Genomic DNA, 20,113 nt, shown 5'->3' with positions numbered 1-20,113 from the left:
TTTTTGATTATTTAATTTCTATAGGAAATGTTGAATTTTAAATGTGTACTGCATCTTTTAACATTGAGCATTCAACATTTAAAATTACTTATCCAACACTACCTTCCAGTTTCACATCAAGCAGTGCGTTGGCTTCTGTTGCAAACTCTAGCGGGAGCTCTTTTAGAACCTCCTTCACAAATCCATTAATGATCATGGAAATAGCATCCTGTTCACTAATTCCGCGCTGCATTAGGTAAAAGATCTGTTCCTCTCCAACTCTGGACGTTGAAGCCTCATGCTCAACACTTGCCGTTGGGTTTTGGGATGATATATAAGGAAAAGTATGTGCACCACAAGTTTGACCGATCAACATAGAATCACAAACCGAATAATTTCGGGCGCCATCAGCTCCTTTAGCAATGCGAACCTCCCCACGGTAGCTGTTATTAGATCTTCCCGCAGAAATACCTTTTGATATGATCGTACTCTTGGTATTTTTGCCGAGATGGATCATTTTAGTTCCGGTATCAGCCTGCTGCTTCTTTGTGGTTACTGCAACGGAATAGAATTCACCAATGGAACCATCCCCCTGTAAGATCACACTTGGATATTTCAGCGTGACGGCAGAACCGGTTTCGAGCTGTGTCCAGCTGATCTTTGAGTTTTTACCACGGCAAGCACCACGCTTGGTTACAAAATTATAAATACCACCTTTACCTTCTTCATCGCCGGCATACCAGTTTTGAATAGTGGAATATTTGATCTCCGCATTATCCAATGCTACTAATTCTACAACAGCAGCATGAAGTTGATGCTCATCATACATAGGAGCAGTACAACCTTCCAAATAACTGACGTGGGAATTATCTTCTGCAATGATAAGCGTACGCTCAAATTGACCTGAGTTCATATTATTAATACGAAAATAGGTGGAAAGCTCCATTGGGCATATCGTATCCTTTGGTACGTAGCAGAATGAACCATCAGAAAATACAGCTGAGTTCAGAGCCGCATAAAAGTTATCACGGACTGGAACAACTGAACCCATATATTTCTTAACAAGTTCCGGATGATCTTTTATTGCTTCAGATATGGAACAGAAGATTACACCTGCCTCAGCAAGCTTTTCTTTAAAACTGGTAAATACAGATACGCTATCAAAAACCGCATCTACAGCAACGCCAGATAATGCTTTTTGCTCTTCAAGTGGTATACCTAATTTATCGTAGGTTTCCCGAATCTTTGGATCAACATCATCAAGGCTGTCTAATTTTGGTTTATTCTTCGGAGCTGAATAATACTGCAGAGTATCAAATTTCGGTTTCTCATATTCAGCGTTAAACCAATCCGGCTCTTCCATTTCCGTCCAGGCTCTGTAGGCCTTCAAACGGAATTCAAGCATCCACTCCGGCTCTTCTTTACGTGTTGAAAGCTCTCGAATGATATCCTCATTGATTCCATTGGGAAACTCTTCATATTCAATATCGGTGGAAAAGCCATACTTGTATTCCTCTCCGATCATTGATTCTAAGGCTTGCGTTTCGCTCATTAGCTATTGATGTTTTAAAAGTTTGTACTTTACAGCTCACGAAAAAACAACCTTGTATCGCACTGCGTTCGTTGTTTTTGGAGCCTATTTAGAACGAGTACAAATATACAAAAAGTCCCTCTCTTAACTAAACCGAATTGATTGAGAATTTCTATGACTTCTATCAAACCAAGATAACACCTTTGTATGCTGTGATTTAAAGTTAAAACAATTCTATCTTAAAATATGAACGAAAATAGCTGAAATTAAAGACTTGAGGCATTGAATAAGTTAACAACAAAAGAAATACTGAAAGAAAACCTTTTAAGAACTGCCCCTGATAAACTCAGTGCGATGAAGATCATGGTTCCAAACATTCGAAGCTTACACAACGTAGGCTCTATTTTCAGGTCCGCGGATGCTTTTGGTATTTCAGATATTATATTATCAGGATACACGCCTACACCACCCCGTGCAGAGATCAACAAAACAGCAATAGGTGCTGAAGAATTTGTTTCCTGGAAATACGTAGATAATCCTGTTCACACTTTAGATGAGTTAAAGAAACAGGGCTATTATATAGTTGGACTTGAACAAACTGACAAGAGTACAGATCTTCCTGATTTTGATGCGAAAATTCATAAAAATCTATGTATTGTTTTGGGAAGCGAAGTATCGGGCATCGATGAGGACCTTTTACCGCATATCGATGAATTTGTTGCTATTCCACAGTATGGAAGAAAGCATTCCCTTAATGTATCAGTTGCGGCCGGTGTGATCCTATATGCCATGCTTGAGAAATTATGGGATCGATGATCGGTACTGACATGCTCGTTGTCACGCTATTTAGTAAATTGAAAGTATTAAGTAAGACTAGAAACCCAAATAACCATTCCTAAAGTGCCGGAACCAAAAGATCTGATCGAAAAAGCTGAAAGATATTTAAAACAACAACAGGAAATGTATGGTAAATTTTCAGTCAGCTTATCAAATACTGATGAAAAAAATGATACGGTTGAGCAATCTGATGATATTAAAAGACCGGGATCGCCTCAATCAAAAGCTAAGAGAGAATTGACTCAGGATGAGAAGATAGCTGCTTGTCAAACATTGGATGAGCTAAAATCATTATGTAAAAATGCTGATGAATTAAAAACTGACCTTCAAGGAACCAACTTGGTTTTTGGTGTGGGAGATCCGAAGGCAGATCTGATAGTGATCGGTGAAGCCCCTGGTTATAATGAAGACCAACAAGGAGAACCATTTGTAGGTGAAGCAGGTCAGTTACTGGACAAGATCATGAATGCTATTAATTTTAGTAGGGATGAAATCTATATTACCAATATCCTAAAGCATCGTCCACCTAACAATCGTGATCCAAAACAAGAAGAACGACAGCGTAGCCTGCCCTACCTGTTGCGACAGATAGAACTTATCGATCCTAAACTAATCTTATGTGTTGGCAGAATTTCAGCGACAACTCTTTTAGGTGAAGATACCTCCTTAAGTAAACTCAGAGGTGAATTTCACTCATTTCATGGACGAGAACTCATGGCCACCTACCATCCGGCAGCGTTACTCAGAAACCCTAAGTGGAAACGCCATGCATGGGAGGATGTTCAAAAATTGAGAAAACGATACAATGAACTTGGTGGCAAATAGGTCTATTTAAAATAAATAAATAAATACAGGAACGCAGTTCTGATTATTTCACTTTAGCTTCAGAATGTCAGCACAAACAAATCCACAGTGTCAAAATTACCCAACGAGCATAAATTTACTGACCTTTCTGACTATGGCAGGCCATTGGCTCGCATTATTGCAAATTCTCTAAAAGAAACACAATTTTCTCCTATTCACGTTACGATTTGGTTTGTGATTTCCGGCTTAATTGCTATTGCGTGTATTTTAACCGGAAATTATTACCTGGCTGCTTTTTTCCTGATCCTGAAATCAATTTTAGATGCTGCCGATGGCGAGCTGGCCCGCATCAAAAAAACGCCCTCCTACACAGGTCGGTATCTTGATTCCGTTTCTGATATAATATTAAACCTCCTGATAATTACCTCTATATGGTGTATTACAGATATTCATTTTGCTTTTGCACTTTTAGCTTTTTTAGGTATTCAGCTACAAGGCACCCTCTATAACTACTATTACGTGATCCTTAGAACGCATGTCGGTGGTGATAATACAAGTCAGGTGTTTGAAAATAAAGTTCCACGAGCACTTGAGGGCGAAAATCAAAGAAACGTTAACATTCTATTTAAAATCTATAAGTATCTATATGGAATGTTCGATAAGATTATCTATGCTCTAGATCGTGAAGCCGCGACGTCATCAAATTTTCCTAAATGGCTCATGACATCACTTTCAACATTTGGCTTGGGATTCCAGCTTCTCATCATCAGTATTTTTCTTGTTGCAGGGCTTAAAGATCTCATCATACCCTTTTTTATTGCTTACACCCTTCTTATTCCTGTATTTATCGGTATTCGAAAGTTGCTCCCGGATTAGATCGTTTATGTGGATAACAGTGTTTAAAATTTGTTCAAAAAGAATCACCATTCGGTCTGATTTTATACCTATTTTTGAATTCTGAATTAGCACACGATTATTAGGTTTTCAGTTTAAAATATGGCGAATAAATCAGGGTCTTATAATAATAAGTACCGGCAAAAGGACACTCAGGAATTAGAAAAAGGTGGCCGGATTCCTCCACAGGCTGTGGAAGTTGAAGAAGCTGTCTTAGGTGCTATGCTTATAGAGCATGGTGCTGCAACTATTGCTCTCCAAATGCTGAAACCAACAGATTTCTACAAAACAGCCAACCGACACATATTTGAAACACTTTCCAATTTATACGAACGTGATAATCCATTAGATCTGCTGACCGTAGAAAATGAACTCAAAGACAATAATCTGCTTGAGGTCTGTGGTGGCACTACTTATCTCTCCGATTTGACCCGTTCTGTTAGTTCATCTGCTAACATTGAGTATCATGCGCAGATAATCATAGAAAAAGCAATCAAAAGAAACCTTATTCTGGCAAGTAATGATGTCATAAAAGATGCGTATGATACTACTTCCGATGCTTATGATGTTTTGGATCATGCTGAACAAAGCATCTTTGATCTCTCCAATCAGAAAAGCCGAAGTTCAGCCGTACCGGTTGAAAAATTACTTAAAGACACCTTATCGTACCTGGAAGACCTACGGGGGAAAGAATACGGCATTACAGGTGTTCCTTCTGGGTTGGCCATTGATGATATGACTGCAGGCTGGCAAAAAGGTGATCTGGTTATCATTGCTGCGAGACCATCAATGGGTAAAACAGCGTTTGTCCTTACAGCAGCGCGTAACGCGGCTTTGCATCCTGACGAAAATTTAAGAACCCCTATTGCACTGTTTAGTCTTGAGATGTCAAATCAGTCACTGGTCCAACGTCTCTTGACCATGGAGGCACGCGTAAGGGCTGATGAAGCCAGAAAAGGAACCTTAAAGGATGAGGATTTCAGACGACTCATCGATGCTGCCAGTCGTTTATTCAGTGCCGAAATTTATATTGACGATACCCCCGGTATTACCCTCATGGAACTCAGAACCAAATGTCGCCGGCTGAAAAGTGAAAAGGATATTGGACTGATTATTGTGGATTATCTTCAGCTAATGCAGGCAAACTCAAAAGATATTGGTAACCGTGAACAGGAGATCGCAACTATTTCCCGTGGACTGAAAGGACTCGCAAAAGAACTTGATGTTCCTGTCATTGCTTTAGCTCAGTTGTCACGCGCTGTGGAGCAGCGAGGTGGTGATAAACGTCCACAACTCAGTGACTTACGTGAATCAGGTTCGATAGAGCAGGATGCTGATATTGTGATGTTCTTGTACAGAGCGGAATATTACGGCATTACTACGACAGAAGAAGGTCAGTCTACAGCAGGACTAGCAGAGGTGATTGTTGGAAAACAACGTAATGGACCTGTAGGAAGTAAGATGCATTACTTTGTCAAAGATTATGCTCGTTTTGAGAATCTGACCTCAGCAAATAACAATAACCCTTCATTAAATGCTGGAAATGATAGTGGAGGCCCAAGTCTCAGTGATGGGGGAAATGGTGGGCCACCACCTGCCCCCCACAATCCGGCACCTGACGAGGATGCTCCGTTTTAGGGTTTTTTAAAGTCAACGGGAATTCTTGCGCTTGAAACGTCATTTAAATTATCAAAATAGGGATAACTCAAACTGAATTTGGTGTAAATGTCACCATATAAAATTAGGTCATTCTGAGGACTTTAATCTGTTAAGGGCGCAGACCGATTAGTGCTTAATCATTTCCTCAAACAGTCTGTCAAAATGTTTAATTCGCTTTGACCACTCCAAGTGCTTGTTGATATTCTGAAGTGAAGATTTTGGCAGTGGTTTAGTTTTTCCGGTTAACAGCTCTTTAAGATGGTGGAATAGATCATCTTCATTATCATATAAAACCGGAGCATGCAACAGTGGATCATGAAGACTCTTTGGTATGAGTTCAGGGTAATGTAACTCATTGGGCACCATAGGATGACATCCACAATATATGGCCTCCATGATGGCCACACAGAAAAACTCATAACTTGCAGTAGAAACCACTATATCTCCAGAATGGAGAAGTTTACTGTAATTCTCTTTGTCATCAACGTATCCAAAGTGAGTGATCTGCTGACCGAATCGCTGCCAAGCCTTTTCAAACTCTTCAGGTTTTTCATGTTGGGTATCACCGGCTAAAATGAGGTCAAACTTCAGGTCTATGTCATTTAGTCGGTTCAACACCCTAAAGAACTTGGCCGGGTTTCGGTCAAATTGCCACCGCTGATTCCAAACTATGACGGGATTCTCATTATCTTCTCTGGTATCAGGCTGTGCATCAAAGCTGCTCAGGTCTAGACCCGGATACATTACCACACTTTTATCACGGATCTTGTTTACGGTATCGTATTGCTTGCCGTCCGGAAAATTATCTAAAAATGATGGTAATGCACCTAACAGGTCATCGAGGTGAAATTGCGACGAGAACACCAACTTATCGGCTACCAGCATACTCAGATAGTTAATGTAGCAATAGGTCAGATCACGATTCTCTCCTTCCGGTATTGGCCTTGTGAATTGATTTTCATGCATATACATAATAACAGGTGTATGGGAGAATCTCGGATTCGTGAGCGCCATAAATGCAGGTAGGTTCGTCATGCTGCTTGTCAGCAAAAGATCGATATTCTCCTGAACTTGATTAGTCATTTCCGTAAGTGTGACGGAATCACCATGCATTCTCCACTTCCATCCTTTATAGTTCAGTTTAATGGGAATAATATTATGGCTTGAATGTTTTTCAAGTCCCTTCAAAAATGCTTTATGTGAGCCACTGTAAAATGGCTCTACTGCCAAAATATTCATGCAAAGATCTTATTGTCACTTTCTGATTAAGGCTAAGTATATGAAATTTTAACGATGGGCAAATTAATTTAATGACCATAAAAAGATCATTATCTCTCTAGCTAGAAGTATTTTATATCATAAATGTCTAATACCTGATTTGAAATTTTCTTCACAAATCATTGTTTAGTCAATTTGTTTAAAAAAAATCATCATTCCTCAATGCTATAAGGCAAATATTAAGGAGTCAATTCAATAGCAATCTACTGATAAGGTTAAATATTCCTCTGTGTCCTTTATAGTAATTTCTCTTTTCCTAACTTAATATAACTATCTAGTGATTGCTGGAATCAGTAAAACCAAGGTCCACAAAAAGCCGAACAAGGTGACTGTCCGGCTTAAGGCTACCGTGGGTTTATTTAAACTATTAGTTTTTTCTGGTAAGGACTATGATCAATCCTGCAATAGTGATGAAACTCAGACCTAGTAGAATTGGAATTACAAATGAGGTCGGTGTGGTTTCGTCTCTCCAGTTAATGAGTTCGGCATCTATAGTTGAGATCTGACTCATGGTAAGTACTTCTCCGTCCTGAATGTAATTACCCCATTCATTTTTCACTTTAGAGGTCCAGAAGTCATAAAAGGATTTAAATTCATCTCTGTTCCCTTCACCTATGAACTTATCTTCACTAGCCTCTACTGAGCTATCGATAAATGATTCAATAGCCGTATAAAAGCTTTGATTATTATCAAAAGCGCCTATATCAACATTGTTTTGCTCAAGGGTATTATTGATGGAATCCCACATGTTCTTGGAAGTACTCGCCCTCCAGTCTTTAAGCTGACCGTCGATCTTATTCTTCCATTGTCGGGATTCGCTACCACCATAAATTTGACTCAGATCATTGCCCACTTTATTCCAGGTATCTGCAAAGCGTTTCTGAATAGTATGCATCTTCAGATAATCTTCAGTACTTAGTTCGGATGATCCAGCTTTCAGAACCTGTATGTTTTCCTCAATGGTAGCATTAATAAATTCCAGGGGATTGTCTCCTTGCTGAATAGCTATGGCACTGGATGCAATCTCTTTATTGCTTCCGGGACTCATTTCAAGTTCTCGATATGCCACAAACAGTGAGTCCATCATTTTGAGAACAAATTCGTCTCTTTCCTCTACCCTTTGCCTATATTGCTTTACCAGACGTGATAGATTTTGTTCACTTTTTTGAGATTCTGTAATAAGAGTTCTAAGTGAGTCTGTTTCATTATTTAAAAATGCAATTTCAGACTGATAACTTGCGATCTGTTCATTCAATGAGGTAAGTTTTTTACCTTGATTTTCAATAATCATCAGAACTTCTTCTGTTTCATTAACTTCGGCCATCAAATCCTGAATTGTATCATAGAAGGTATTGGGATATAATGCATGGTCGATCAACGACTGATGATCTGCATATGTATTCCTTAGCTTACCAACTTCATTATTCAGGCTATCTGCTTCCTCAATTGTAGTAGCGTTATTTATTGACGCTTCGAGCGATTTATAGGAATTTTCAAATTCTTTGGTGATCTGATAATCAGACGACTGGGCGAATACCGCTGTAGTCGTGCAAATTAAGAGTATAACTGTACCGGTTACTTTAAGTATCATCTTCATGATTGTTCCTCCTCTTCATTTTCCAAAATTCCTGTTTCATTCATTTTAATGGTTTTATTGGTATCCCTCATTACAAGCTGCACACCTGAGGTTCGTAAATTAAAAGCCGGGTCTTGCAGGGGAGATTCTGATACATTGATTTTGTTCTTTAACTTAAGGGAACCTTTACCGGGTTCCATTACGTAAACATTTTTGAACTGATCTGCAGTAATAAAATAAAATCCATCTGCATTTCGGATGAGTCTAATTTCTCTTATCTGTTTTGAGGAATCGGAAGCCCCAAACTCTTGTTCTTTGAAGGATTTTACATTAAAGGAAATCCCGTGCCTGACATCGGTGATCTTTCCGTTTTCGTCAGGGACCAATACTGACTCAAGTTGCTGTGAATAGTCTACATTTTCCACAACAAATGAATTACAGGCAGAGGCTGTCGTTATTATCAGCAAAGCTGATAAAATGTAAGTTATTCTGTTGATTCTCATTCTGTTCTTGTTACTGATATTTTCTGTTCAGTAACTTGTAGTTATCAAAATGAGATATGTTCCACTATTCTATAATTATACTTTCGACGGGAACACCGGTTTTTAGTATATTTTTTCCTTCAAGAAATGAAAGCTCTATGATAAATGAATAGCCGATCACATCGCCCCCTAACCTTTTAATTAGTTTAGTTGCAGCAGCAGCACTTCCCCCGGTCGCGATAAGGTCATCGTGAATCAACACTTTGGCTCCCTCAAAAATAGCGTCTTCATGTATTTCTATATTATCTTTTCCATATTCAAGAGCATAAGTTTCTGATAATGTATTAGATGGCAACTTACCTGGCTTGCGAATGGGAATAAAACCCGCATTCAGATCCTGCGCCAGATTAGTTCCAAATAAAAAACCTCTAGATTCCAAACCCACCACAAAATCAACCTCCTTGTGTCGATAAGGCTGCAGCAACATAAATGATGTCAATTCAAGGGCACGCGGATCCTGCAGCAAGGTTGTAATATCCTTAAATTTGATGCCTTTCTCAGGAAAATCAGGAATAGTGCGGATCGTTTCAGCAATGTAATCCTTTATACTTTGTTCTATTTTTTTCATCAATATTAGATTAAGTTCGCAACAAGGTAATTAAAAGAAATGCAGTCAGACAAAAAATGAGTATCACAAAACTTCCGTTAATGCAAAAGCATTATAAATTCATGGCCAGAGCATTTATGTTGGCTGAGCAGGCTTTTGAAAATGATGAGATTCCGGTTGGAGCCATTGTCGTATATAAAGATCAGATAATCGGTAAGGGATTCAATCAGGTTGAAATGCTGAATGACCCTACTGCGCATGCCGAGATGCTTGCGATTTCGGCTGCCTGCGAAACAATGTCAGAAAAATACCTGAGTGATTGTACCCTTTATGTTACACTTGAACCATGTGCTATGTGCGCAGGAGCTGCCATATGGAGTAAATTGGGGACGATCGTATTTGGAGCACAAGATGCCAGATCGGGAGGCTGTGGCAGCGTATTCAATATTGCCTCTAACAAAAAGTTGAATCACCGCATCGATTTAATACAAGGTGTAATGGAATCCGAATCTGAGTTTTTACTTAAAGAATTCTTTAAACAAAAGCGTTAGTAAGATCACTCAAACTCACGTTTAGCTGCCACATATACAATGTGCCATTTCATTTTTATATCCTCCGTTTTATCCCAATGATCTATAAGCAATTTAAACTGTTTATAACTTAATGATTTGCCTAGTATAGAATAAGATTCACCCGTTTTCTTCAAATAGCGGAAAAATTCCAGGGAATGTTCAAACTCCTTATACAAATCGTTTTCGTAATAATCGATCTGTATGGGGCCCATGGAAAGTTTGACGACAATCTCTTCAACGTCAGGTAATGGATTAGCTGTATGGGGTAAACCTAATTCCAGACATTTTTCATACCAACCTGGAAATGTATGATTACCCGGAAATGAGCACAATAAAAAACCCCCGGGAATCAAACCTTCTGAAAGATTCTGTAAAGCCAAAGAAGTATCTTTGAACCAATGAGGGGTAAATCCACTAATTATCAATCCAAAAGAATCCTTCTCAATATTATAATCATCAGCATTTAAGATCTTAAAAGAAACCTTTGAATGCTCTATTCCTGTTCTTTGTAGCTTTTGTTTACATTTGTCGAGCATCCTTTTAGAAGCATCCGTAACAATAATCTCTCTGTCGGGGAATTGTTGAATAAGTTTTTCAGTGACGAATCCTGTGCCACATCCGACTTCTAATATAGGTCCGGATGGAACTGCTTCTTTCCATGGTATTAGTGAGGCAATCAGACCATCAGCAACTTTATTTTGTATCTCAGCATACTCATCGTATGTATCTGTAGCTTTTTCAAATGCTGAGATGATGCCTTTATGATAACTCAATATATTTGAAAACCTCTATATATTTAAGGTGATTTAGCTTGGCAGGTTGTATTGATCTGTTGTCCAAGATGAATCAGATTCAAACGTTCTTCCCATTGCTCTAAATTGACGTACAAACGGTAATTTGTTTCGAACACCCGGTGCAAATTGATTGTAATCGATCATAAATAGACGCTTAGAATCCGGATCGTAATATGTAAAGTTTACAAAAGGTCCGCCCATCAAGCCATTCACCATATGCCACGTCCCACGGGTTTCATAAGCCAATAATCTGCCTTTTTGGAAAGTCTCAGATTCAATGGGTCTGATCTCTGGCCTGTTCAGATAGGTTTGAACATACATGGAATCTCTTGCTCCCTTAATGAAATGCTTTGAGAGAGAATCCCGTGTTGATATTATCCAGTCCCTATCCAAAAATGAGATGTCCTCTACGTTATCCTGATACCAAATCCACATCCAGCGATCATTTTGAGGTAATGCTCTACGGTAACTGATAAAGTTTAACGTATCAACATTCTTTATATAATCATGTTGAAAGCGAACTTTGAAGCCCCTGTTTTGCCAAAGTGAATCTGAATATTCGGTGAGTTCTTTTTTCTCATAAACGAAATATTCCCATCGCTTGAGTTCTTTTTCCAGCATGTTTGACAGCAGTGAGTTCTCGGTATTTCGTATTTTTTCAGCCAAAGTAGAGTCTGATGTAGATGTCAGTATCAGTGCATATTGATCCCGATACCACTGATCTTGAAACGGGAAAGCAAAGCTTTCACCTTGTCGGACGCGCTGTTCGATACTATCATCCAATAAACCCCGGATCTGTCGTCCTACATTTGAGTCTTCCTCAATAGGTGCAGCAAATATTAGGTTCTTTTGTTTCTTTAAGCGATCCAACTGATCCTGAGATGTGATCTGGGTAAACTGTAGGTCATAATATGGTTCTCCATTTGGTACGGTAAGTACCCATTGGCCAAAGACATCGCGAATAGCATCGGCAGTTTTACTTTCCCATGTTGTAGAATCCATTACTACAACAACTTCGCGGGTATTTCCATCCGCTAATGGTCGATAATCTCCATCACAAGAAATGGTCATGATCCCCAGTATTGCCGTTAAACCAAAAAGAAAAAGTCGCTTCATATCTCGTTATTATTTTCCAAATTTCAGTGAATGAACGAAAGAGAACAGCTCAGATTGCCAGCCATCTTTCGGATAATGTTTTGTGATAGTATCAATTAAGGCACTTCCAACAATAAATCCATCGGCATTTGATGCGATGTCTTGAGCATCTCCGAAGGATTTGATGCCAAACCCAACCATAACAGGATTTTTGTTGATATTCTTGCGCACCCGGCTAATGAACCGATCTACAGACCGAGTAACCTCTTCCCCCTCCCTGGCACCCGTAACGCCTGTAACAGATACACAATATACAAATCCACTGGAATTCTCATCAGCAAGTTTCATGCGTTCATCGGATGTGTTGGGAGCCACCAAATGTATGACGTTTAGATCATTAGATTTTGCAGATTCTTTAATAATACCATCCTCCTCAAGCGGAATATCAGGTATAATAAGGCCATCCACACCTGCTTCAGCGGCTTTTTTTGTAAACGAATCCACACCATAACGCAAAACGGGGTTCATGTATCCCATTAGAATAATTGGAATCTGTGATCTTTGCCGAACCTTTTTAACCATCTCAAAGATCTTATTCATAGTGATACCATTCTTGATGGCAACCTCACTTGAGTATTGAATGGTAGGTCCATCGGCAAGTGGGTCACTGAAAGGCATTCCAAGCTCGATCATATCCGCTCCGTTTTTCTCAAAACCCAATATAAGATCCACTGTAGAATCCAGTTCGGGATAACCTGCGGTAATGAACAGACTCATTAGCTTATCATCAGGTTTCTTATTCTTAAAAACGTTTTCAATTCTATTCATGATTCTAAAATCTTTGCCGGTGATAAAGTATTGTTTCGTCACAATAATGCTCCGGTATAAAGCATCCAAGCAACTTTATTAAAAAGTAATTGACTGTCTTAGCTTTCTTCGCGAATATATTCAGATATGGTCCCCATGTCTTTGTCTCCTCTTCCTGATAGATTCAAGATCACAATTTCATCTTCTGAAGTTTGCGGCATTAGATTTTCAAGCCATGCAAAGGCATGGGCCGTTTCCAATGCCGGAATGATACCTTCTGTTTTTGAAAGTAATTTAACAGCTTCCATTGCTTCTTTATCAGTTACAGAATAATAATTAACCCTACCTAGATCTTTTAAATGAGCGTGCTCGGGACCTACACCGGGATAATCAAGTCCGGCACTAATTGAATGAGCCAATTCTATCTGTCCTTCATCTGATTGTAGTAAGTAACTTAATGACCCGTGAAGAATACCTGGTGTACCTTTACTCATCGTAGCTGCTGTTTTACCGGAATTAACACCAAAACCAGCAGCCTCCACGCCGATTATATTTACAGACTCATCGTCTATAAAGGGATAGAAAAAGCCAATAGCATTTGATCCGCCTCCCACACAGGCAACTAAATATTCCGGATTTCTCCCTTCTAATTCTTTTATCTGATTTTGGGTTTCAAAACCGATCACTTCATGAAAATATCTAACCATCATTGGGTATGGATGAGGTCCTACTACAGAACCTATTATATAGAACGTTGTTTCAACATTGGTAACCCAATCGCGGATCGCTTCATTTGTGGCATCTTTCAGAGTTTTAGAGCCACTTGTTACAGAACGAACTTCAGCCCCTAACAGTCTCATTCGGTCTACATTCAGCTTTTGGCGAACCATATCTTCCTCACCCATATAGACGATACATTCCAGGCCAAATTTGGCACAAGCGGTAGCTGTTGCCACGCCGTGTTGACCTGCACCAGTCTCAGCAATGATTCGCTTTTTACCCATTCGTCGAGCAAGTAAAACCTGACCAATGGCATTATTGATCTTATGAGCTCCGGTATGGCAAAGATCTTCACGCTTTAAGTATATCTTGGCTTTGCCGTAATGCTCAGTAAGCCGATCGGCATAAGTAAGCTTGGTAGGCCGACCAACGTATTCATCGAGCAATTTAGCCAGTTCAGAATTAAACGCAGGATCATCCTTGGCTTTTATGAATTCCTCTTCTAATCCCTGAATGGCAGGAATAAGTATTTCAGGCACAAATTTACCTCCAAATTGGCCATAATAGCCTTTCTCATTTGGAAATTTATAAGTCTTTTTCTTGGTTTGTGTGGTCATAATAATTATGTCGGTCGTCATCCTAAGGTTGCTCCAGAAGTACCTTCACAGATCGAAAAACTGTAGGTTCTTCACTTTCGCTCAGTATGATTTTAAAATTTAGTTTCTTCGATTTTTCTAATCTCTTCCATAAAAGCTTCGATCTTGGCAAAGTCTTTTAATCCCGGTTTTTGTTCTATGCTGCTTGAAATATCTACAGCAAATGGTTGAACGGATTTAATAGCTTCTTTGATATTCCCTGTTTTTAGTCCTCCTGAAAGGAAGTACGGAATATCAAGTTCCAGATCGCTTATCAATGACCAATCAAAGCTTTTTCCGGTCCCCCCCCATAATCCATCGATCTTGGTATCAAATAAAAGATAATCGGCAACTTCAGCATATTGTTCAATCTGATGCTTTAACAAATAATCTACTGAATCTTCTTCAATATGAATGGCTTTTATGACCGGCTTCTCGATCAATCCACAATACTCAGGAGATTCATCCCCATGTAGCTGCACATAATCAAGTCCTGTTTGCTTTGCGATACTGTTCACATTATCCAGTGTTTGATTTACGAACACTCCTACTTTTTCAGGACCTTCGATCCAGTTTATAATAGCACCTGCCTCTCCCGGCTCGATGTAACGGGGACTTTTATCGTAGAAAATGAAACCCAGATAATCCACCAGTGCCCCGGCTGCAAACCGGGCATCCTCTAAATTCGTGATGCCACATATCTTGATTTTAGTTCTATCAGTTTGTTCAGTCATTTAAATTCGATATTTCAAATTCTGTTTCCAGTTGCTCAAGTAAGTCTTTTAAAGCCTGACCGGGATCTTTCTCCCTCATAAAGTATTCACCTATCAAAGCGGAGTGTATTCCTTCATTTTTCAATAGAGCCAGTTCCTTTCCACTAGATAAGCCACTTTCAGAAACTAATATTGTATCTTTAGGAGCTTGCTGTAAGATGGCTATGCCTCTGTGAACGTCCACTTCAAAGGTTTTCAGATCACGATTGTTAACGCCTAAAATTTCAGTTTGTTCAAAGTCTAAGCGATCAAAATCGTCCCGATCGTAACATTCAACCAAAGCATCTAAACCAAATTCTTTAGCGGCATATTGTAGTTCATGTAGCTGATCACCCTCAGTGATTGCCACTATGATCAAAACAGCATCTGCACCATGTGCTTTTGCTTCTTTTATTTGATATGGGTCGATAATGAAATCTTTCCGTAAAAGAGGTAATTTTACTCGTTTGGAAATTCCTTCCAAATATTTGATATCACCTTTGAAAAACGGTTCATCTGTTAATATAGAAATGGCTGAAGCCCCTCCCTCCTCATATCTTAGTGCTATATCTACGGGATCAAAATCAGGACGGATAATACCTTTCGAAGGTGATGCTTTTTTGACTTCTGCTATGATAGAAACTGTATTAGAATCTTCGAGTGATTTTTTGAATGAAACTCTTTCCTTTTCAAATCCCTCGAAAGTATTAAAATCGGCCAGTGAAACCTTTTTCTTACGCTTGGCCAGATCTTCAGCTGTCTTTTCTGTTATTTTGTCTAAGATGTTGTTCATTAGTATTTAAATGTTCCCATTGCATCATTTGTGGCATCAATGAAATCGTTAAATAATTTACGTGCTTTGCCTGATTCGAGTGCTTCCATTGCCATCTTTTTGGCATCCTCCAGTTTTTCCACTTTGCCGGAGGCCTGAATGGCAAAGGTTGCATTCAATAAAGCAATGCCTTGCTGAGCCTCAGTTGCCTTATTCGATATAATGTTAGTTAAGATCTGAGCGTTTTCTTCTTTGCCTCCCCCCATTAATTCTTTCATTTTTACTTTGGTGAAGCCTATCGATTCCGGATCGAACACAATTGAGGTGGATACTACCTTGTCATTTAGTTCAAAGATCTCTGATTGTGATGTCAAACTCACTTCATCGAGTCCATCATGGGCATTAAATGTGTATGCAAAGTCAGTTTCGAGGTTTGACAAAATATGAACCATTTTCTCAGCGACTTCCTTACTAAAAGCACCTATAACATACCTTTGAACTCCAGCCGGATTTACCATTGGTCCCAGAATATTGAAAAAAGTACGAAAACCGATCTCACGTCGTGATGGCATTACGTATTTCATAGCAGGATGAAACATTGGGGCAAACATAAAAGCCATATTTATTTCATCAAAAACCTGTTCCACTTGCTCCTTACCAAGCTCAATTGACGCTCCTAAATGTTCTAAAACGTCTGCACTTCCGCATTTACTGGAAGCACTGCGGTTACCATGTTTAATGACAGGAACGCCTGCAGCAGCAGTTATAAAAGAGGCAGCTGTAGAAATGTTAAAAGTTCCTGATTGATCTCCACCTGTACCTACTAGATCAATAGCACCGGTAACATCAACATTAACTTTAACGGCTTTGGAGCGCATCACTTTTACAAAAGCTGTGAGCTCTTCCACTGTTTCACCTTTTAAGCGCATAGCAGTCAGGAAAGAAGCGATTTGGGGTTCGGATATCTCCCCAGACATAATCAGCTTCATTGCCGTTTCCGCTTCACCTTGAGTTAGATCCTCTGAAAATGATAGCTTATTAAGTATGATTTTAAAATCCATCATTGATTTAGCCAGTTTGAAATAATTTTTGGTCCTTCGGTTGTTAGAATGCTTTCCGGGTGGAATTGAATTCCCTGAATCGGAAATTCTTTGTGACGTATTCCCTGTATCACTCCATCGTCTGAATGAGCGGTTACCTGAAGAGCATCGGGTATGGTATTAGGGTCTAATACTAAAGAATGATATCGGGTGGCAGTAAAACTTTCTTTGACTCCAGAAAATATAAATAGATCATCATGTGATACCTTTGACACTTTGCCGTGCATAAGTTTAGGGGCATGGATAACCTTCGCTCCAAACACCTCACCTATGGCTTGATGTCCAAGACAAACTCCTAAAATAGGTGTTTCTTTACCAAGTTCTCCAATGATCTCCTCAGTAACACCGGCTTCATGTGGCCGACCGGGTCCAGGTGATATTAGGATTTTGGTTGGGTTTAATTCACGTATTTCATCCAGTGTTAAAGCATCGTTACGAATCACTTTATAATTGTCCGTTTCAGCCGCTACCAGGTGAACAAGGTTGTAGGTGAAGGAGTCGTAGTTATCTATTATTAGGATCAATTCGTTTCTACTGTAATAGTTATAATTAAAGGTCTAGTGGATATCACTGCTAACAAAACTAAAAATGTCTTACAATACCCGTTACTTCCCTGATCGGTTCCATAACTTCCTCAGCGCGATTACGGGCTCTTTTACTTCCCTGTCGCAGTACATCATGAACATAATCAAGGTCCGTTTCCAAGTCCTTGCGTCTTTCCCTTGCCTCTTCGAAGAAATCTTCAATCATGCCTAAAAGTTCCTTTTTTGCATGACCATAACCATATCCACCCGCTCGATATTTTTCAGCAATCTCACTCTGAGTTTCCTTGTCAGCAAAAAGCTTGATCAGGGCAAACACATTATCACTTTCCGGGTCTTTTGGGTCTTCTAGAGCTGTTGAGTCTGTCTGAATTGACATTACGCGTTTTTTCAAAGCTTTGCCTTCAGCAAAAATATCTATGGTGTTATCGTAACTCTTACTCATTTTGCGTCCATCTATACCCGGAACAACGGCTACTGACTTTACTATGTGTTCTTCAGGTAGCTTGAGATACTCGTTATTGTAAGTATGATTAAACTTACCGGCCAGATCACGTGTTATCTCAATATTTTGTTTTTGGTCTTCGCCCACAGGCACAATATCAGAGTGATAGATCAAAATATCTGCGGCTTGCAGGATGGGATAAGTGAATAATCCAATATTTGGTTTGAGCCCGGCAGCGATCTTGTCCTTGTAAGAAACTCCTTTTTCCATCAATGACACAGGTGCCAGGGTTCCAAGTATCCAGGCTAGTTCAGTTACCTGAGGTACATCCGATTGTGCAAAGAAAGTGGCCTTTTTGGGATCCAGTCCTAACGCCAGATAGTCAAGCGTTACATCGATCGTGTTTTGATACAACTGTTTACCATCATTTAAAGATGTCAACGAATGGTAATTTGCAATGAAGAAAAAGGCATCTCCCTCCTCCTGCATGGCAATGTGTTGACGTATAGCTCCGAAATAATTACCGATATGTAGTTTTCCGGAAGGCTGAATACCTGATAAAATAGTTTTTTTCTTACTCATTGATCTGATTTAAGTAATATTTATTGAATATCTAAAGCTACATTGAGCGCCTGAATCAATGCGCCAGCTTTGTTTTGAGTTTCTTCGAATTCTTTAACAGGGTCACTATCAGCCACGATTCCTGCACCTGCCTGAATATATGCTTTGTTACCGGTTACGACCATAGTTCTGATAGCAATGCAAGTATCCATATTGCCAGAAAAATCAAAATATCCTACGGCACCTGCATAAATACCTCGTTTTGTGTGTTCCAACTCATCAATGATCTCCATAGCCCTTATTTTTGGGGCTCCGCTTACCGTACCGGCAGGAAAGCACTGCATAAGGGCATCAACTGAAGTTTGGTTGTCCTGTAATTCACCAACCACATCACTTACAATGTGCATGACGTGAGAATAACGTTCGATCACCTGATTTCGCTCCATCTTTACAGTACCGGGTTTACATACTCGCGACAAATCATTTCGCCCCAGATCTACCAGCATGATATGCTCAGAAACTTCTTTTGGATCTCTTTTAAGATCCTCTTCAAAAGCGAGATCTTCTTCATGAGTTTTTCCACGCGGACGTGTACCGGCGATCGGCAGCACTCTGGTTTCGCCTTCTTGAACACGAACCAAGACTTCCGGTGAAGACCCAACCAGTTGGAAGTCTTCAAAATCCAGATAGAATAAATAAGGAGACGGATTTACCATTCGTAATGCGCGGTATAACATGAATGGATCACCACTCATGTCAGCCTCAAATCGCTGTGAAAGAACAACCTGAAATATATCTCCTTCATAGATGTACTCCTTACCCTTCTTAACTATCTTTTGAAAATACTCCTGTTCCATGTTACTGGTAAGAGAATTTGTATCGATACTGAAAGGACGGGTTTTAAAATTTGAATTTAATGCCGCCTCTTCCATTTCATCCAGGTTTTGCTGCGCTTTCTGATATGCTTCTTCGAGATTATCCTCTTCTTCAACAAAGACGGTTTTGATCAATACCACCTGATGTTTAACATGGTCGAATGCATAGATCTCATCATAAAAAGCCCAGATGGCTTCCGGAAGATTCAGGTCATCTTCAGGTACATTTGGCAGGTCTTCCACTTGGCGAAAGGTGTCATAGGCTGAAAATCCAACAGCACCACCCTTTAATCGAGGAAGCCCGGGAAGTGTAGGTTCAGAATAGGCCGTAGTAAGCTCTTTAAGTTTTTCAAAATACGATGATGATACTATTTTTCGTTCATCTTTAGTTTCAAGCGTTGTTTTAGCTCCATCAAAGGATAGCTTTTGATATGGATTTCGTCCAATAAATGAATAACGGGCCAATTGCTCTCCGCCTTCAACTGATTCAAGAAGAAATGGGAATTCAGCTCCTTCTCGAATATTCATAAACAGGGAAACCGGGGTCAATACATCCGCAAGTAGTCTCCTATAAACCGGTATGGCCGTGTATTCTTTACTTAATTCTAAAAATTGTTCTTTATTCATCTATTTTTCGTTAATCGATCTTAGTTATTTAAAAACTGATAAATGGGTCGTGAATAACTAATAACGCACTCATAAAAACAAAAAAACCCACCATTCGAACGAACAGTGGGTTTTAAACTTCTTTTCTCAAATGCTCAATTACATAGCAGTCCCACTGTTATATTCTATA

At 39.4% G+C, this 20,113-nt stretch carries 20 protein-coding genes; 5 read left to right on the top strand and 15 right to left on the bottom strand.

What is annotated here, in order from left to right; all coding sequences use genetic code 11:
* Window positions 1–88: 88 nt before the first annotated feature.
* Entirely contained in the window at window positions 89–1,531 is a 1,443-nt protein-coding gene (gene sufB, locus ACKGJO_RS04275; protein WP_411322163.1) for a Fe-S cluster assembly protein SufB, read from the bottom strand.
* A gap of 261 nt (window positions 1,532–1,792) precedes the next feature.
* On the opposite strand from sufB, the gene ACKGJO_RS04270 reads away from it, so the two are divergent.
* From ACKGJO_RS04270 to dnaB, 4 genes are all read left to right on the top strand, one after another.
* The gene (locus ACKGJO_RS04270) at window positions 1,793–2,326 is read left to right on the top strand and encodes an RNA methyltransferase (protein ID WP_411322162.1); all 534 of its coding nucleotides are present in this window, start codon (window positions 1,793–1,795) and stop codon (window positions 2,324–2,326) included.
* A gap of 84 nt (window positions 2,327–2,410) precedes the next feature.
* Window positions 2,411–3,172: a uracil-DNA glycosylase gene (locus ACKGJO_RS04265; protein WP_411322161.1), complete on the top strand. Its 762-nt coding sequence runs from the start codon at window positions 2,411–2,413 to the stop codon at window positions 3,170–3,172.
* 87 nt (window positions 3,173–3,259) lie between these two features.
* Entirely contained in the window at window positions 3,260–4,027 is a 768-nt protein-coding gene (locus tag ACKGJO_RS04260; protein ID WP_411322160.1) for a CDP-alcohol phosphatidyltransferase family protein, read from the top strand.
* 120 nt (window positions 4,028–4,147) lie between these two features.
* Entirely contained in the window at window positions 4,148–5,683 is a 1,536-nt protein-coding gene (dnaB, locus tag ACKGJO_RS04255; protein WP_411322159.1) for a replicative DNA helicase, read from the top strand.
* Between the two features lie 147 nt (window positions 5,684–5,830).
* Here dnaB and ACKGJO_RS04250 read toward each other — a convergent pair whose 3' ends face one another.
* From ACKGJO_RS04250 to ACKGJO_RS04235, 4 genes are all read right to left on the bottom strand, one after another.
* Window positions 5,831–6,943 carry a tRNA-queuosine alpha-mannosyltransferase domain-containing protein gene (locus ACKGJO_RS04250; RefSeq protein ID WP_411322158.1) on the bottom strand — a complete coding sequence of 371 codons (1,113 nt, stop codon included), beginning with the start codon at window positions 6,941–6,943 and terminating at the stop codon, window positions 5,831–5,833.
* 406 nt (window positions 6,944–7,349) lie between these two features.
* Window positions 7,350–8,579, bottom strand: coding sequence for a hypothetical protein (locus tag ACKGJO_RS04245; protein ID WP_411322157.1), 1,230 nt, complete (start codon window positions 8,577–8,579; stop codon window positions 7,350–7,352).
* Complete coding sequence (locus ACKGJO_RS04240; protein ID WP_411322156.1) at window positions 8,576–9,061, bottom strand: hypothetical protein; 486 nt, start codon at window positions 9,059–9,061, stop codon at window positions 8,576–8,578. The genes ACKGJO_RS04245 and ACKGJO_RS04240 overlap by 4 nt, the downstream gene beginning before the upstream one ends.
* 64 nt (window positions 9,062–9,125) lie before the next feature.
* Entirely contained in the window at window positions 9,126–9,668 is a 543-nt protein-coding gene (locus tag ACKGJO_RS04235) for an adenine phosphoribosyltransferase (RefSeq protein ID WP_411322155.1), read from the bottom strand.
* A 56-nt stretch (window positions 9,669–9,724) separates the two neighbouring features.
* Here ACKGJO_RS04235 and tadA point away from each other — a divergent pair, with 56 nt between their 5' ends.
* Window positions 9,725–10,198, top strand: a complete 474-nt coding sequence (gene tadA, locus ACKGJO_RS04230) for a tRNA adenosine(34) deaminase TadA (protein ID WP_411322154.1) — start codon at window positions 9,725–9,727, stop codon at window positions 10,196–10,198.
* A gap of 5 nt (window positions 10,199–10,203) precedes the next feature.
* On the opposite strand, the gene ACKGJO_RS04225 is transcribed toward tadA, so the two are convergent.
* The 10 genes from ACKGJO_RS04225 to trpE all read right to left on the bottom strand — a co-directional run bounded on the left by ACKGJO_RS04225 (window position 10,204) and on the right by trpE (window position 19,944).
* Window positions 10,204–10,992: a methyltransferase domain-containing protein gene (locus tag ACKGJO_RS04225; protein WP_411322153.1), complete on the bottom strand. Its 789-nt coding sequence runs from the start codon at window positions 10,990–10,992 to the stop codon at window positions 10,204–10,206.
* 33 nt (window positions 10,993–11,025) lie between these two features.
* Window positions 11,026–12,129, bottom strand: a complete 1,104-nt coding sequence (locus tag ACKGJO_RS04220; RefSeq protein WP_411322152.1) for a DUF4837 family protein — start codon at window positions 12,127–12,129, stop codon at window positions 11,026–11,028.
* Window positions 12,130–12,138: 9 nt separating this feature from the next.
* Window positions 12,139–12,936, bottom strand: a complete 798-nt coding sequence (trpA, locus tag ACKGJO_RS04215) for a tryptophan synthase subunit alpha (RefSeq protein WP_411322151.1) — start codon at window positions 12,934–12,936, stop codon at window positions 12,139–12,141.
* A gap of 98 nt (window positions 12,937–13,034) precedes the next feature.
* Entirely contained in the window at window positions 13,035–14,252 is a 1,218-nt protein-coding gene (gene trpB, locus ACKGJO_RS04210) for a tryptophan synthase subunit beta (protein ID WP_411322150.1), read from the bottom strand.
* Between the two features lie 92 nt (window positions 14,253–14,344).
* The gene (locus ACKGJO_RS04205) at window positions 14,345–15,004 is read right to left on the bottom strand and encodes a phosphoribosylanthranilate isomerase (protein WP_411322149.1); all 660 of its coding nucleotides are present in this window, start codon (window positions 15,002–15,004) and stop codon (window positions 14,345–14,347) included.
* Entirely contained in the window at window positions 14,997–15,815 is an 819-nt protein-coding gene (gene trpC / locus ACKGJO_RS04200) for an indole-3-glycerol phosphate synthase TrpC (RefSeq protein WP_411322148.1), read from the bottom strand. Before trpC ends, ACKGJO_RS04205 begins: the two co-directional genes overlap by 8 nt.
* Window positions 15,815–16,858: an anthranilate phosphoribosyltransferase gene (trpD, locus tag ACKGJO_RS04195; RefSeq protein WP_411322147.1), complete on the bottom strand. Its 1,044-nt coding sequence runs from the start codon at window positions 16,856–16,858 to the stop codon at window positions 15,815–15,817. The genes trpC and trpD overlap by 1 nt, the downstream gene beginning before the upstream one ends.
* A complete protein-coding gene (locus tag ACKGJO_RS04190; RefSeq protein ID WP_411322146.1) occupies window positions 16,855–17,418 on the bottom strand; it encodes an anthranilate synthase component II in 564 nt (187 codons plus the stop codon). The genes trpD and ACKGJO_RS04190 overlap by 4 nt, the downstream gene beginning before the upstream one ends.
* 58 nt (window positions 17,419–17,476) lie before the next feature.
* Window positions 17,477–18,463 (bottom strand): tryptophan--tRNA ligase, encoded by a 987-nt coding sequence (trpS, locus tag ACKGJO_RS04185; RefSeq protein ID WP_411322145.1) that lies wholly within the window; start codon window positions 18,461–18,463, stop codon window positions 17,477–17,479.
* 20 nt (window positions 18,464–18,483) lie between these two features.
* Window positions 18,484–19,944, bottom strand: a complete 1,461-nt coding sequence (gene trpE / locus ACKGJO_RS04180) for an anthranilate synthase component I (protein WP_411322144.1) — start codon at window positions 19,942–19,944, stop codon at window positions 18,484–18,486.
* Between the last annotated feature and the right edge of the window lie 169 nt (window positions 19,945–20,113).

Source organism: Gracilimonas qinghaiensis (assembly GCF_046602855.1).
Classification (GTDB): Bacteria; Bacteroidota; Rhodothermia; order Balneolales; family Balneolaceae; genus Gracilimonas.
The sequence above is the reverse complement of the archived record's forward strand: the minus strand, read 5'-3'. Positions and strand labels throughout refer to the sequence as shown.